Annotated in this window: 13 protein-coding genes and 1 pseudogene; 7 read left to right on the forward strand and 7 right to left on the reverse strand. The window is 74.2% G+C overall.

Translation table 11 applies throughout. From position 1 onward, the window contains the following. Positions 1–46 precede the first annotated feature (46 nt). From egtD to egtA, 4 genes are read right to left on the reverse strand one after another with little or no spacing between them, the layout of a single operon-like run. On the reverse strand, positions 47–1,009 hold the full coding sequence (egtD, locus tag E6R18_RS05675) for an L-histidine N(alpha)-methyltransferase (RefSeq protein WP_136315724.1): 963 nt from the start codon (positions 1,007–1,009) through the stop codon (positions 47–49). After that, positions 1,006–1,761 (reverse strand): ergothioneine biosynthesis protein EgtC, encoded by a 756-nt coding sequence (egtC, locus tag E6R18_RS05680; RefSeq protein WP_136315725.1) that lies wholly within the window; start codon positions 1,759–1,761, stop codon positions 1,006–1,008. The genes egtD and egtC overlap by 4 nt, the downstream gene beginning before the upstream one ends. Next, entirely contained in the window at positions 1,761–3,092 is a 1,332-nt protein-coding gene (gene egtB / locus E6R18_RS05685) for an ergothioneine biosynthesis protein EgtB (RefSeq protein WP_136315726.1), read from the reverse strand. Before egtB ends, egtC begins: the two co-directional genes overlap by 1 nt. Beyond that, positions 3,089–4,402, reverse strand: a complete 1,314-nt coding sequence (gene egtA / locus E6R18_RS05690) for an ergothioneine biosynthesis glutamate--cysteine ligase EgtA (protein WP_136315727.1) — start codon at positions 4,400–4,402, stop codon at positions 3,089–3,091. The genes egtB and egtA overlap by 4 nt, the downstream gene beginning before the upstream one ends. Before the next feature lie 147 nt (positions 4,403–4,549). Here egtA and E6R18_RS05695 point away from each other — a divergent pair, with 147 nt between their 5' ends. Next, positions 4,550–5,392, forward strand: a complete 843-nt coding sequence (locus E6R18_RS05695; protein ID WP_136315728.1) for a TIGR02452 family protein — start codon at positions 4,550–4,552, stop codon at positions 5,390–5,392. 27 nt (positions 5,393–5,419) lie between these two features. On the opposite strand, the gene E6R18_RS05700 is transcribed toward E6R18_RS05695, so the two are convergent. Beyond that, complete coding sequence (locus tag E6R18_RS05700; protein ID WP_136315729.1) at positions 5,420–5,887, reverse strand: type II toxin-antitoxin system PemK/MazF family toxin; 468 nt, start codon at positions 5,885–5,887, stop codon at positions 5,420–5,422. A 100-nt stretch (positions 5,888–5,987) separates the two neighbouring features. Here E6R18_RS05700 and E6R18_RS05705 point away from each other — a divergent pair, with 100 nt between their 5' ends. Next, the gene (locus E6R18_RS05705; protein ID WP_136315730.1) at positions 5,988–7,010 is read left to right on the forward strand and encodes a LacI family DNA-binding transcriptional regulator; all 1,023 of its coding nucleotides are present in this window, start codon (positions 5,988–5,990) and stop codon (positions 7,008–7,010) included. Positions 7,011–7,063: 53 nt separating this feature from the next. Continuing rightward, the gene (locus tag E6R18_RS05710) at positions 7,064–7,423 is read left to right on the forward strand and encodes a hypothetical protein (RefSeq protein WP_136315750.1); all 360 of its coding nucleotides are present in this window, start codon (positions 7,064–7,066) and stop codon (positions 7,421–7,423) included. Between the two features lie 108 nt (positions 7,424–7,531). On the opposite strand, the gene trxA is transcribed toward E6R18_RS05710, so the two are convergent. Continuing rightward, on the reverse strand, positions 7,532–7,915 hold the full coding sequence (gene trxA, locus E6R18_RS05715) for a thioredoxin (protein WP_136315731.1): 384 nt from the start codon (positions 7,913–7,915) through the stop codon (positions 7,532–7,534). Between the two features lie 116 nt (positions 7,916–8,031). On the opposite strand from trxA, the gene E6R18_RS05720 reads away from it, so the two are divergent. The 4 genes from E6R18_RS05720 to E6R18_RS05735 all read left to right on the forward strand — a co-directional run bounded on the left by E6R18_RS05720 (position 8,032) and on the right by E6R18_RS05735 (position 13,360). Next, positions 8,032–9,468: an NAD(P)/FAD-dependent oxidoreductase gene (locus E6R18_RS05720; RefSeq protein WP_206308222.1), complete on the forward strand. Its 1,437-nt coding sequence runs from the start codon at positions 8,032–8,034 to the stop codon at positions 9,466–9,468. Between the two features lie 443 nt (positions 9,469–9,911). Beyond that, on the forward strand, positions 9,912–10,346 hold the full coding sequence (locus E6R18_RS05725) for a tetratricopeptide repeat protein (protein ID WP_136315732.1): 435 nt from the start codon (positions 9,912–9,914) through the stop codon (positions 10,344–10,346). Then, entirely contained in the window at positions 10,330–12,852 is a 2,523-nt protein-coding gene (locus E6R18_RS05730; protein ID WP_136315733.1) for a CHAT domain-containing protein, read from the forward strand. Before E6R18_RS05725 ends, E6R18_RS05730 begins: the two co-directional genes overlap by 17 nt. A gap of 46 nt (positions 12,853–12,898) precedes the next feature. Continuing rightward, positions 12,899–13,360, forward strand: a complete 462-nt coding sequence (locus tag E6R18_RS05735; protein ID WP_136315734.1) for a hypothetical protein — start codon at positions 12,899–12,901, stop codon at positions 13,358–13,360. Between the two features lie 73 nt (positions 13,361–13,433). On the opposite strand, the pseudogene E6R18_RS34680 reads toward E6R18_RS05735, so the two are convergent. Then, positions 13,434–13,578 (reverse strand): annotated as a pseudogene (locus tag E6R18_RS34680) (glycoside hydrolase family 16 protein); the annotation flags it as partial.

Genomic DNA, 13,578 nt, shown 5'->3' on the forward strand with positions numbered 1-13,578 from the left:
CCGGTTTGGGGGCGGGGCCGGGTGAGCCCGGTCCCGCCCCCGCCGCTCAGTCCACCGTGGCCAGCGACAGCGCGAACCGGTCCCCGGAATCCGTCCACCAGTGGGTCAGCCGCAGCCCCGCCCCGGCCAGCTCGCGACGCACACCGTCCTCGCGGAACTTCGCGGACACCTCCGTGCGCAGCTCCTCACCCGCGTCGAACGGCACCACCAGATCCAGCTGCGGGATCTTCACGGTGAGCGCCCGGCGGGCCCGCAGCCGCATCTCGATCCACTCCTCGTGCGGATTCCACCGGGCCACGTGCGCGAAGTCCTCCAGCGAGAAGTCCGCACCCAGCTCCCGGTCGACGACCGACAGCACGTTCCGGTTGAACGCGGCCGTCACCCCGGCCGCGTCGTCGTACGCGGCCACCAGCACCTTCTCGTCCTTCACGAGGTCCGTGCCGAGCAGCAGCGCGTCACCGGGCGCCAGCAGCGAGCGCACCGACTTCAGGAACACCGCCCGCTCCTGCGGCAGCAGATTGCCGAGCGTGCCGCCCAGGAACGCCACCAGCCGGGGCCCGGGGACGTCGGGCAGTGAGAGCCCGGCGGTGAAGTCGGCGATCAACGCGTGCACGGACAGCTGCGGCCGCTCGGCCAGCAGCGCGTCGGCGGCGCCGCGCAGCGCGCTCTCACTGACGTCGACCGGCACATAGGTGTGCAGCTCGGGCAGTGCGTCCAGCAGGTACCGGGTCTTCTCCGAGGAGCCCGACCCCAGCTCGACCAGGGTGCGGGCCCCGGACGCGGCGGCGATCTCGGCGGCCCGGCCGCTCAGGATCTCCCGCTCGGCGCGCGTCGGGTAGTACTCGGGGAGCCGGGTGATCTCCTCGAACAGTTCGCTGCCCCGGGCGTCGTAGAACCACTTGGGCGGCAGTGTCTTCGGCTGCCGGGTCAGGCCGTGCAGCACATCGGCGCGCAGCGCCGCGTCCGTGGCGTCCACCGGCAGGGTGCGGGTCAGCAGGAAGGGACTCACGCGTCGGGCTCCTTCAGCGGGGTCAGCAGGACATCGGCGCCGGCCGCGGTCAGCAGAGTGCGGTCGGGGACCTCGTACCAGCGCGGATCGTCGTCGTACGGCTCCGAGGCGACGACCGTGCGCCGGCCGGGCTCGGTCAGATGCCACAGGGTGTCGCCCCAGGCGGTCGCCACGATGGTGCGTCCGTCGGTGAGCAGCAGGTTGAGCCGGGATCCGGGGGCGGCCTCCGCGACCTCCAGGACCGTGTCCGCCACGGCCTGCGCGAGCGGGTCGCCCGCCGCGAGCCGGTGCTGCACCAGGGCCCACACCAGGGCCGAGTCGCTGCGGGCGGTGAGCCGCAGCAGTTCGGCCGGCGGCAGGGTGGCCGCGAGGGCCGCCACCGAGCCCGGCCAGTCCTCCAGTGCCCCGTTGTGGCTGAACAGCACATCGCCCGCGGTGAACGGGGCGGCCGCGGCCTCGCCGTCCGGGTCCGTCCCGGTCGCGTCCCGGACCGCGGCGAGCAGGGCGTGGCTGCGGACCACCCGGGCCAGATCGGCGAAGGTCTGGTCGCCCCAGACGGGCCCCTGGCGGCGATAGCGTCCGGGAACGGGGTCCCCGTCCGCGTACCAGCCGACCCCGAAGCCGTCGGCGTTGACCGTCCCGTACCGCTGCATGCGGGGCGCCCAGGACTGCCGCACCAGGGAGTGCGCCGGTTGCTTCAGCACCTCGCCCAGGGCCACCGGCGGCCCCACGTAGGCGATGTGACGGCACATCAGAGATCCCTCGCGGTACGGAATCCGGCGAATATCTGCCGCCGGACCGGCAGGTCCCAGTTGCGGAACGTACCCCGGCAGGCCACCGTGTCCACCGCGAACGAGCCGCCCCGCAGCACCTTGTGCTCAGGGCCGAAGAACACCTCCGAGTACTCGCGGTACGGGAACGGCGCGAAGCCCGGGTAGGGCAGGAAGTCGCTCGCCGTCCACTCCCACACGTCGCCGATCAACTGCCCCGCCCCGCACGGCGCCCGCCCGGCCGGGTACGCCCCCGCGGGCGCCGGCCGCAGATGGCGCTGCCCCAGATTGGCGCGCTCCGGCGTCGGGTCCTCGTCGCCCCACGGATAGCGGCGGGAGCGCCCGGACGCGGGGTCGTGCCGGGCCGCCTTCTCCCACTCCGCCTCGGTGGGAAGCCGCCGGCCCGCCCAGCGCGCGTAGGCGTCGGCCTCGTACCAGCTGACGTGCAGGACCGGTTCGTCGTCCTTGACCGGCTCGGTCACCCCGAAACGGCGGCGCAGCCACTGCCCGGCGTCCCGGTGCCAGAACAGTGGCGCGCCCAGTTCGTGCTCGCGGACCATCGCCCAGCCCGCGGGCGCCCACCAGCGCCGCTCTTCGTAACCGCCGTCCTCGATGAACGCCCGGTAGGCGCCGCAGGTCACCGGAGCGGTGTCGATGCAGAAGCCGGGGACGTCGCGCCGGTGCGCGGGGCGTTCGTTGTCGAGCGCCCACGGCTCGGTCGAGGTGCCCATGGTGAACGATCCGCCGTGCACCAGGACTTCGGAGGCAAGCGCCGGGGCGTCGACGGCACGCGGCGGCTCGGGCGCCGTCAGCGCCACCGGTCCCGAGCGCAGCTGATGGGTGATCAGCATTGTTTCGTCGTGCTGCTGTTCGTGCTGGGCGATCATCCCGAAGGCGAAGCCGGACCGCACCAGCGCGGTGCCGCCGTCGAGCGGGGTGGAATCCAACACGTCCAGCGCCCTGCCGCGTACCTCGGACGCGTACGAACGGGCCTCGGCCGGCGCCAGCAGCGGCAGGGAGGGGCGCGTGGCGCGCGGGTGCTCGAAGGCGTCGTAGAGCCCGTCGATCTCCGGACGCATCGCCTCGCGGCCCGCGACGCCGCGCAGCAGCCACAGCTCTTCCTGATTGCCGATATGTGCGAGGTCCCACACCAGCGGTGACATCAACGGCGAGTGCTGAGCGGTCAGTTCGTGGTCGTCCACGCTGTCGGTGAGCAGCGTGGTGCGCTCCCGGGCGGTGAGCAGCGCGGCGAGCGCCCGCTCGCGCAGCGCCTCACCGTCCCCGGTGTGCGGCGAAGTGGGGGATTGGGTCATGACGGGGTCCCCTTCGACTGGTCCGGGCGGAGGGCCCGGTCCGTGGTGAGCAGGTCCCGCAGATCGTCGGCCGGGCAGCGGCCCCGGGCGACGTAGCGGTCGTGGAAGCCGGCCACCGCGTCCCGCACCGCGCGGGACGCGCCCAGCCGGGGCAGCGCCTCCAGGGCGAGCCCGAAGCAGACGGCCGCCGCCTGGCGCAGTTCCGGATCGGTCAGTCCGTCGCGGGCGGCGGCGGTCCAGAGCGGATTGCGCGGGGCGGCCTCGGCCCCCGCGGTCTCGGCCAGCGGCTTGACGGCGCGGTACACGGTCTCGGCGGCCTCCGGGTCGTCGAACAGGGCGGTCGTGACGGCGAGCGGCACGATCCAGCCGTCGTCACCGGACTGCGCGTCGATCATGCGCAGCTCCAGGTGCCCGCGCGGGCGGACCGGCGGGAACAACGTGGTGATGTGGTAGTCGAGGTCGCTGCGGTCCGGGCGTCTGGGCAGCCCCGAGCGGATCCACTCCCGGAAGGTGAGCCCGTCCGGCACGGCCCAGGGGCCCTCGTCCCGGACGCACAGCACCGGTGTGTCCAGGACGTGCCCCGCCCAGGCGTCGCGGGGCGGCAGCGGACCGGCCGGCGCCAGCGTCCGCGACGCGTCCAGACCGGCCCACAGGGACTGGCGCGTCGACCGCCAGGGCGTCGGCGCGCCCCGCTGGAACGGCGAGTTGGCGAAGACCGCCACCAGCACCGCGCCCAGCAGATGCGCCAGCTGCCAGCGCCGCGCGTACCCGAGCGGCCCCGGCTCCTCCTCCCCGGCGTCCAGGCAGACCTGGACCGACGCGGTGGTGCACATCATGGCGCGGCCGGCCGGTCCCCACCGGTCGAACGCCCTCTCCATGGCCTCGTACCGGGGCTCGCGCAGGAGCCGGCGCGGTGACTGCCAGGGATCGACGCCCAGACCGGCGGGCGCGAGACCCAGTCGGGCGAGGGCGGCGCGTACGGCGACGAGGTCGGCGGCGGTGTCGTTGACGCACGCCATCAGGGAATCGGCGGGGCGCGAGCTGAGCTCCAGCTGGCCGCCGGGCTCGAAGGTGAGCGCCGCACTCAGGGGCAGCGCCCGGACGGCCGTTGCGGCCGCCTCCAGAAGGTGGGCCGGGACGGGGCGGTGAGGGTGTTCACGGTCGTGCAGAAGCCATTCGAGTTCGACTCCCACGGTGCGCGGCGGTCCTGTCTTGAAGCAGATGCCGCGCAGTAAATCCTCCGCCGCGCCCTCGCCGAGGGGCGGGGCCGAAGCGGGCGGACCGTGGCCGCCGGGTGTGTCGGATGACATGCCGGGCCTCCTTGTTCCGGTGCGTCCGTCCTACCCAAACCCCTGTAAACGGATCGCACAAGAGTGCCCCGTGCGCCGAATATCCGGTTGCCTCTCCTGCGACGGGGCGCCGATCATGCCCCGTATGCACCATAAGGGGGAGGCGCCGTGAGCGCCCGGCTGCGCGGGATCGCGCGAGAGACCGAAAACATCGTCCGGACGGGTTCCTACCGCACCGCACAGGGCCGCGACGTCAGCATCGAGCGCGCCCTGGCCGCCGCGCTCTCGGGCACCCGGCTGTACGGCCCCGAACCGGTTCCCGTCGCCGCGCTCGACCGGGACCGGACCCCGGTCGTCGAGGTCACCGGCGAGAGCAGCCTGCAAGCGGCCGCCCGGATGACCGCCGAGCGGCCCGGAAAGGTCGCCGTCCTGAACTACGCCTCCGCCCGCAACCCCGGCGGTGGCTATCTCAACGGAGCCCAGGCGCAGGAGGAGGCCCTGTGCCGGGCCTCCGCGCTGTACGCCACGCTGCTGCGGGCCCCCGAGTACTACGCCCACCACCGCGCCGAACGCAGCGCTTTCTACACCGACCGGGTCATCCACTCACCGGGCGTGCCGGTCTTCCGCGACGGCCGCGGGCGGCTGCTCGACACCCCGTACACCGCGGGCTTCCTCACCTCTCCCGCGCCCAACGCCGGGGTGATCCGGGCCCGGACCCCGCAGGAGGCGCACCGCATCCCCGCCGCGCTCGCCACCCGCGCCGAACGGGTGCTGGAGGTCGCGGCCGTACGCGGCTACCGCAGGCTGGTCCTGGGCGCCTGGGGATGCGGCGTGTTCCGCAACGACCCCGCCGAGGTGGCCGGCGCCTTCCGCGCCCTGCTCACCGGCGAGGGCCGTTTCGCGGGCCACTTCGAGCAGATCGTCTTCGGCATCCTCAGCCGCGAGGACGCCTCGCCCACCAGAGCCGCTTTCGAGCGCGTTCTCGCCCACGGGAGTGAACCCTCACCCTGACGTCGAGGGTGAGGGCCTTCCGCCGCCTCAGGACCAGTCGTAGCGCTCCCTCAGCCGTCCGACGACCAGGTCGAACCTGCTCCGGTCCAGGGCGCACGCCTCCCGCCGCATCCCGTCCTCGTGCACCCGCAGCACCCGGTCCAGGTCCACCCACGACTGGCGGCCCGAACTGTCCCAGGGGCCCGCGCCCAGCGCCACCCACTCGCGTTCCCGGTCGTGCTGCTTGCTGGACAACTGCACGGCCAGCAGCGTGCCCGCCGCCTCCCGCGCCACCACCAGGACCGGACGGTCCTTGCCGCGTCCGTCGTTCTCCTCGAAGGGCACCCAGGTCCAGACGATCTCCCCGGGATCGGGATCGCCGTCCCGGTCGGGGGCGTACGAGGTGCGGACCGGGCCCACATCGCGCGGGTCGGCCTCGGAGGTGGCGGTGGAACCGGAGCGGCCGGGGAAGGCGGCCGGACCGTCATGGCTGTCGGTGCGGTGCTGGATCGTCATCGCAACACCGTAGAACCTGCCCCGCCGCCCGCGTGGAGCGGGGCGGCGGCGGGACCGTGGCGCTCGGGCGCCGCCGGGGTCTGCGAGACTTCCCGCTGCCATGAGTCAGTTATCCGAGCAGCCCACCGAAGGCCCCGTACCGACCAGTGCCGATGTGGCGCGACTGGCCGGTGTCTCCCGGGCCACCGTCTCCTACGTCCTCAACAACAACGCGCAGGTGCGGATCAGCGATCCGACCCGCCGCCGGGTACGGGAGGCCGCCGACGAACTCGGCTACGTACCCCACGCCGCGGCCCGGACCCTGCGCGCGGGCCACTCCCGCATGGTGCTGCTGCCCACCGGCAACATGCCGGCCGGGCCCCTCCACCTGCGCTTCCTGCGCGAACTGGAGGCGGGGCTGCGGCACCTCGACTACACGGTCGTCCAGTACGGCTCCCTCGGGCTCGGCGCCGACGACGCCGCCCGCGCCTGGGCCGAACTCCGCCCGGCCGCCGTCATCGTGCCGGGTTCCGTCCCGCTCGCCCCGCAGGGCATAGCCGTCCTGCGGCGTTCCGGAGCCAAGGCGGTCATCACCCTGGGGCCCCAGCCGGTGGAGGGCGCCCACGCCCTGATCATGGATCAGCGGGAGGTCGGCGGCTGCGCGGTGCGCCATCTGCTGGAGCGCGGCAGGCGCCGCATCGGCGTGGTGATGCCCGAAGAACCCGGCGCCGCCCTGTTCGCCGCCCCGCGACTGGCCGGAGCCCGCGCGGCCGCGCTGGCCGGGGGCGCGCGGATCGAGGAACTGCCGCTGCGCTACGAGGAGGAGTCCGCAGCCGCGCTGGCCGCCCGGTGGCCCGGGCTCGGCCTGGACGCCGTCTTCGCCTACGACGACAGCTACGCGATGCTGCTGATGCGGGCGTTGCAGGACGAGGGGATCGAGGTGCCGGACGAGGCCGCCGTGGTCGGCGCGGACGACTCCATGCCGGCCAGGCTGCTGCGGCCCCGGCTCAGCAGCGTGCGCATGGAGCTGGCGACGGCGCAGCCGCTGGCCGACCTGGTGGACCGCCTGGTACGGCATCCGAGGACACCGCCCGAACGGCACGACCTGCTACGGGCCCGGCCGGTGCGCCGGGAATCCAGCTGACGCGGCACGTCCCGCGCGGCAAGGTGCGCGGCGGACGGCCCGTGCCTAGTGTCATGCCCATGAGCTATCCGCAGAGTTACGAGATCCTCATCGTCCCCGAGTTCACCGACGACAACGCCCCCGGGCTGCAGGGAGGCGGGGGCGATGCCACCGGCGCCAGCGTCCGGGGCGCGGCGGCCAAGGGCTCCGACGGCGGGGGCCCCGGCGCCGTCATCCGCTCCGCCGTCGTGACGGCCACGGGCGAGACGGGCGAGACCGGCTACCCGCGCTACGCGGGCGAGGGCATGGTGGCGGACATCGACCCGAGGACGCAGGCCGTGGAGGGCCTGCTCATCGACGGCTCGGAACTCGCCTACGGCCTTTCGGCCCGCATCGCCGAGCGCGACCGCAGGCAGCGCGACACGGACGCCTGAGGACACACGGGACCGGCCGTGGGCCGGCTGCCCACGGCCGGTCCCGGCCGGTCCCGGCCGGTCCCGGCCGGTCCACGGCCGGTTTACGCGACGCGGGAGGGGCGGCTCCTACTGCTGCCCCTCCGGCCCGCCCTTCTGCTCGGCCTCGATGGACTTGCGGACCTCGTCCATGTCCAGCTTCCTGGCCTGGCCGATGACGTCCTCCAGGGTCGCCTCCGGCAGCGCGCCGGGCTGGGAGAAGACCGCGACGTTGTCCCGGACGATCATCAGCGTGGGGATCGACCGGATCTCGAAGGCCGCCGCCAGCTCCTGCTGCGCCTCCGTGTCCACCTTGGCGAAGACCAGGTCCTTGTGGCGCTCGGATGCCGAGTCGTAGACCGGTGCGAACTGCCGGCACGGGCCGCACCAGGAAGCCCAGAAGTCGATCAGGACGAACTCGTTGTCGCTTACGACCTGGTCGAAGTTTTCCTTGGTGAGCTCTACGGTGCTCATGCGTTGCTACCTCTTCCTGTGCCCGTATGAGACGTGTCCGGGACAACGGTGCCCGTACTCGCGCTATTCCGCCTGCCCATGTGGCCGCCACCCACACCCGCGGACAGAATGGGCGCATGACACATGCTGCGAAGCCCGCCCTGTACGACGTCGTGGTCATCGGTGCCGGTCCGGTGGGTGAGAACGTGGCGGACCGCGCCCGGGCCGCCGGGCTGAGCGCCGCCGTCATCGAGTCGGAACTGATCGGCGGGGAGTGCTCCTACTGGGCCTGCATGCCCAGCAAGGCCCTGCTGCGCCCGGTCGTCGCCCGCGCCGACGCCCGCCGCGTCCCCGGGCTGGGCGGCGCCGTGCAGGGGCCGCTCGACACCGCCGCCGTCCTCGCCCACCGCGACACGTACGCCTCGCACTGGAAGGACGACGGCCAGGTCGCCTGGCTCGACGGGATCGGGGCCGACATCTTCCGCGGCCACGGCCGGCTGACCGGCCCCAAGGAGGTCACCGTCACCGCGCCCGACGGCACGGAACACCGTCTCACCGCCCGGCACGCCGTGGCCGTCTGCACGGGCAGCCGGGCCGTGGTCCCCGGCCTGCCCGGGGTCGAGAACGCCCGCCCCTGGACCAGCCGCGAGGCGACGAGTGCCAAGGAGGTGCCCGGCCGGCTCGTCGTCGTCGGCGGGGGAGTCGTCGGCGTCGAGATGGCCACCGTCTGGGCCGCCCTCGGCTCCGAGGTCACCATGCTGGTGCGCGGCAAGGGGCTGCTCCCCCGGATGGAGCCATTCGCCGGTGAGCTGGTCGCCGAGGCGCTGACCGAGGCGGGGGCCGACATCCGTACGGGCGTCTCGGCCACCTCCGTACGCCGTGACGGACCGGACGGGCCGGTCACCGTGGAGCTGGACAACGGCGAGAGCGTCGAGGCCGACGAGGTCCTCTTCGCCACCGGCCGCGCCCCGCGCACCGAGGACCTGGGCCTGGAGACGGTCGGCCAGGAACCCGGCAAGTGGCTCACCGCCGACGACAGCTGCCTGGTCGAGGAAACGGACTGGCTCTACGCGGTCGGCGACGTGAACCACCGCGCCCTTCTCACCCACCAGGGCAAGTACCAGGCACGCATCGCGGGCGCCGCGATCGCCGCCCGCGCCCAGGGCAAACCGCTGGACACCGGCCGCTGGGGCGCCCACGCGGCGACCGCCGACCACGCGGCCGTCCCGCAGGTCGTCTTCACCGACCCGGAGGCCGCCTCGGTGGGCCTCACCCTGGCCGAGGCGGAACAGGCCGGCCACCGGGTCCGGGCCGTCGACTTCGACCTCGCGTCCGTGGCGGGGGCGGGGCTGTACGCCGACGGCTACCGGGGCCGCGCCCGCATGGTCGTGGACCTCGACCGCGAAGTCCTGCTGGGCGTCACCTTCGTCGGCCCCGGCATCGGCGAACTGCTCCACTCGGCGACGATGGCGGTCGTGGGCGAGATCCCCATCGACCGCCTCTGGCACGCGGTGCCCGCCTACCCGACGATCAGCGAGGTCTGGCTCCGGCTGCTGGAGACGTACCGGGGGTAGGGCGTGTTCCGAAAGTAGCGCCGTCCGCCCGGAGGGCGGGCCAGGCGTCGCCCGGCAGGCGGGACTTTCGAAACAGGTCCCAGGTCCGGCGTGTTCGGCGGCCGGGCCCGGTGCGAGCGGCCGGCCGGCCCGGCCGCGTGACCGATCCGGCCAGGTGCGCCTTTTCGGCCGTTCGCCCGGGGCCGCCCGCCCATCGGAACCGTGGTGGCTCCCACAGCGTTTTCCCCACCGGAGGCACGTGCAGCCGTGCGTCCGATGAGGCCGGCGGACTCGGGGGTGCGGTGTGGTCGGTTGGGCACTGGTGCGCTTGTGGGCGGCGGCGGCGCGCGCGACGACGTTCCCGGCGCCCGCACCGGACGCGACCGGTTCTCCACACGAGCGGCTCCTGCGGCTCGCGAACCAGCCGGCACAGGACACGCACCGGGAGCTCCGGCGAGACCCCGATGGCCTGGCGCTTCCTGGGCGACACGCTCCGCAACCTCGACGAGCCGGCCGACCGGGCCCGGGCGTGCTACGAACGGGCACTGCGGCTGGACCCCGCCTACGGCGGCGCACGAGCGGCGCTCGCCGCGCTGGAGTCCGAGCGGCAGGCCCCCGCCGAGGAGAGCGACACGGCCCGGCCGGACGGACCCGGCACCGCGAGGACCGCCTCCCGTTCCGCCCTGCGCGCCGTCCTGCGACGGCTCCGTCGCCCGGCGAAGAACACCCCGGCGGCGCCACCCGCCCCCGGCACCGCCGGACTCCGCGGTCGCCGCCACCACGGCTCCCGCTCGCCCCGGCGCTCCGGACGACGGGCCCACCGACGCCGACCGGCTGTCGCCCGCGGGCGTACGGTCCCGGCTGCCGCAGCACCTCGAATCGGTGCTGCGCACCCGTGACCCGAGTGTCACCGAACTCCTCGACGCGTTGCCCGACGACGAGGCCATGGCAGCCTGGCGGGCCCGCTGGAGCCCCGACCGGCTCGCCCCCGCGCTCAGCGCCCTGTCCGCCCTTTCCTGGCAGTGGAACGCGAAGGCGGGCGACACCGGCCGGGCCCTGCTGACGGCCCGCCGACAGGTGCAGATCGTGGATCTGCCATGGCAGTGGCATCCCCACGGCTCGCCGCACTTCGCCGGCCGGGCCCTGCTCCTGGCGGACGCGCTCGGCAGCGAAGGCTCCCTCCTGTCCGGTCTCGGCTCCTGCACCGAGGCGCTCGCCGTGCTGCGCGAGGCCGAGGAATGGCTGGAGGTGGACCGCGCGGAGCGGGAAAGGACCGGTCGGCCGCTGACCGGAAAGCTCGGCGGCAGCCGCATGGACCACGACCCGCGATCGGCCCTGTACCGGCAGCTCGCCGCTGTCGCGGAGCGCGCCGGGGACCCGGAGGCCGCCCGGCACGACGACCTGGCCGACGCGCGCGACGCGGGCGTCCCCGTTTCCGACCACATGGGCATAGCCCAGCTCTGTGCGGCCGCGCTGCTCGTGCTGGACGACGACGAGGTCGCCCGGTGCTTCTCGTACCTGGACGACGCGCTGCCTCTGGCCGTCCGGGAGGCGAGCCGGTCGCCGGTCGAGCACGCGCTCGCGGTGGTGCACCACACCAGGGCACGGGCCCTGGCCTCCCTCGGCCTGCACCGCACCGCACTGCGGCACTTCGCCGAGGCCCGGCAGCACAACTCGGGGAACGCGGACCGGCTGGCCGAAGACCGGATGCGCACCGCCGAGTGCCTCGTCGAGCGCCCCGCCCTCGGGGATCCGCTGGAGGCGTACGAGAGGGTGCTCCAGCTGGCCGGTGTCTCCGGCGGGGGGCCCGGCGACGGCCGGCTGGTGTGGCGGTCGCGGCACAGCGAGGACGATCCCGTGCGGATCGAGAACGCCGCGCGGGCCTGGCAGGCCGTCATACCGATGGCACGCGCCGCCTGGACGGCGGGCGAGGCCGAAACCGCGACCGACGTCCTCGAACTCGGCGTCGAACTCGCCGATCTGGTCCGCGCCGCACAGCCGGACCCCGAGCTGCGCAGGCGCCTCCAGGACGAGGGCGCCGAGGTCCACGAGCTCCTCGTCCGCTACCGGCTCGACGGAGGGGACGAGCGGGCCGCCTTCGCGGTGACCGAGCGGCTGCGCTCACGTACGCTCCTCGACTCGCTGAGCACCGCCGCGCTGCGCCCGCCGGACGGCGTCCCGCCCGAACTCCTCGCCGAGGAGGCCGTGTTGCTGAGTGAGCGCACCGCGCTGGAGCGAGCGCCGCGCACCGACTGGGCGCGGATGCACACCGTACGGCAGGAACTGGCGCGGCTGTGGTCCGCTCTCGCGGCCGGGCAGCCGGCGGGCCGCGAACACGCCGATATCCGCTCCGGCGCGACGGTCTCGGCCGACGCGGCGCTGGAGCGGCTGCGCGGGGAGCAGGTCGTGGTCGCCTCGTACGGGCGGCTCAACGACGGGCGCCTCGTCGTGTTCACGCTCGACCCGCGCGCCGGGATCGGGGTGACACCCGTCGACGCGGACGGCGACCGGCTGCTGAGGTTCGTCGCCGACAACCTGGGCGGCGCGGGGCAGGTGCGGGAGATGGCCGAAGACCTGCCGGACCTGTTCCAGCAGGTGCTCGGCCCGCTCGTGGCCCCGCTCACCGACCGCCTGCGGCCCGGCGACACCGCGCTGATCTGCCCGACGGGCCCGCTGCACCATGTGCCGTTCCAGGCCCTGTCGCCGGACGGGGGGCCGCTTCTCCTGGAGCGCAACGCCGTCGCCTATCTGCCCAGCGTCTCGCTGCTGCGCACGCTGGACGGCCGCAGCCGGCCGTCCGGGCACGGCTCCGTGGTCGTCGGCGACCCCGGCGGGGACCTGCCGCACGCCGGGGACGAGGCGCGGCTGCTCGCTGGACGGCTCGGCGCGGAGCCGTTGCTGGGCGCGGCCGCGACCCGGGAGCGGGTGCTCGCGTCGATGGCCAGGGCTGAGGTGCTGCACGCCGCCTGGCACGCCTCGTTCCGCTCGGACGATCCGCTCGGGTCCGGCCTGGTGCTCGCCGACGGCCTGCTGACCGGACTGGACATCCTCCGGCAGCAGTGGCACGGGGTGCGGCTCGCGGTGCTGTCCGCGTGCGAAACGGGGCTCGGGGACGTCGGCCGCACGGACGAGGCGCTGGGGCTGAGCCGGTCGCTGCTGTTCGCCGGGGTCCGTTCCCTGGTGATGAGCCTGTGGCGGGTGCCGGACCGCTCGACGGCCGCGCTCATGGCGGACTTCCACGATCTGACCCTGGCCGGTGAGCCGCCCACCGGGGCTCTGCGCACGGCGATGCCGGCAGCGCGTGAGCGTCCGGGCGGCTCACGGCTCGACCAGTGGGCCGCCTTCTGTCTCGTGGGGGAGTGGCGGTCCCCGAAGCCTGAGCACCGAACAAGGAGCGTCGTATGACCGACACCCAGGCGTACAGGCATGCGATATCCCGTTGATCTGTGTCGTGCAGACCCATCCGGAGTGCCGGGTGAGCTGGTCCCGGCTGGTGCTCAACCTGTCGCCGACGCCGGGCACGACGATCGCGGACATGTCGCCTCTGCTGGTGGAGGGCGAGGTCCCGCAGGAGATCGAGACCACGTTGGGCGCGAACCTCAGCTTCAGCGTGGCCGGGACGCCGCTGGGGGTGGAGGCCGGGCCGCAGATACTGCGCCGCCGCACCGTGTACTGCCCGCGGATCACATCGTCCGGGATCGGCTTCACGACGGCGTACTGGGACTTCCGGGCATCCGGTCAGGAATTCCTGCATGTCAATGAGGAGTTGCGGCTGCTCGTCCGGGCACCGGCCGGACGGCCCGTCGATGCCAGGGTGACGCTGCGGGCGCGGGTTCTGCCGCGCGGGCTCGGCCGGTTCGTCCGGGTGTCGGGCAAGCTGGGCAGGCTCGACGGGCTGTGCCGACTCGGCTGATCCGGAGTCCGCGGTGGCCGGGAGAGTGCCACCGCGGGTCCCGCCGGGCGGCTGCCCGGCGGGACGGCGATGCTCAGGCCGGCGGAGCGCCGTCGCTGGTGGTGACGCGGACGTGGTCGACGACGAGTTGCTGGGGGAAGGCGGTGTTGCCGTCGGGGTCGCCGGGCCAGTAGCCGCCGACCGCGAGGTTGAGGATGAGGAAGAAGGGCTTGTTGAAG

Origin of the sequence: Streptomyces sp. A1277 (assembly GCF_004795015.1) — a bacterium.
In the GTDB taxonomy this organism is placed as follows: domain Bacteria; phylum Actinomycetota; class Actinomycetes; order Streptomycetales; family Streptomycetaceae; genus Streptomyces.

Bases quoted from the DNA above. Each gene is read 5' to 3' on its own strand.
- E6R18_RS05710 (WP_136315750.1), top strand. From the start codon at position 7,064: ATGCCCATGAGCTATCCGCAGAGTTACGAGATCCTCATCGTCCCCGAG.
- egtC (WP_136315725.1), bottom strand. From the start codon at position 1,761: ATGTGCCGTCACATCGCCTACGTGGGGCCGCCGGTGGCCCTGGGCGAG.
- egtB (WP_136315726.1), bottom strand. From the start codon at position 3,092: ATGACCCAATCCCCCACTTCGCCGCACACCGGGGACGGTGAGGCGCTG.
- trxA (WP_136315731.1), bottom strand. From the start codon at position 7,915: ATGAGCACCGTAGAGCTCACCAAGGAAAACTTCGACCAGGTCGTAAGC.
- E6R18_RS05700 (WP_136315729.1), bottom strand. From the start codon at position 5,887: ATGACGATCCAGCACCGCACCGACAGCCATGACGGTCCGGCCGCCTTC.
- egtA (WP_136315727.1), bottom strand. From the start codon at position 4,402: ATGTCATCCGACACACCCGGCGGCCACGGTCCGCCCGCTTCGGCCCCG.
- E6R18_RS05720 (WP_206308222.1), top strand. From the start codon at position 8,032: ATGACACATGCTGCGAAGCCCGCCCTGTACGACGTCGTGGTCATCGGT.
- E6R18_RS05705 (WP_136315730.1), top strand. From the start codon at position 5,988: ATGAGTCAGTTATCCGAGCAGCCCACCGAAGGCCCCGTACCGACCAGT.
- E6R18_RS05725 (WP_136315732.1), top strand. From the start codon at position 9,912: ATGGCCTGGCGCTTCCTGGGCGACACGCTCCGCAACCTCGACGAGCCG.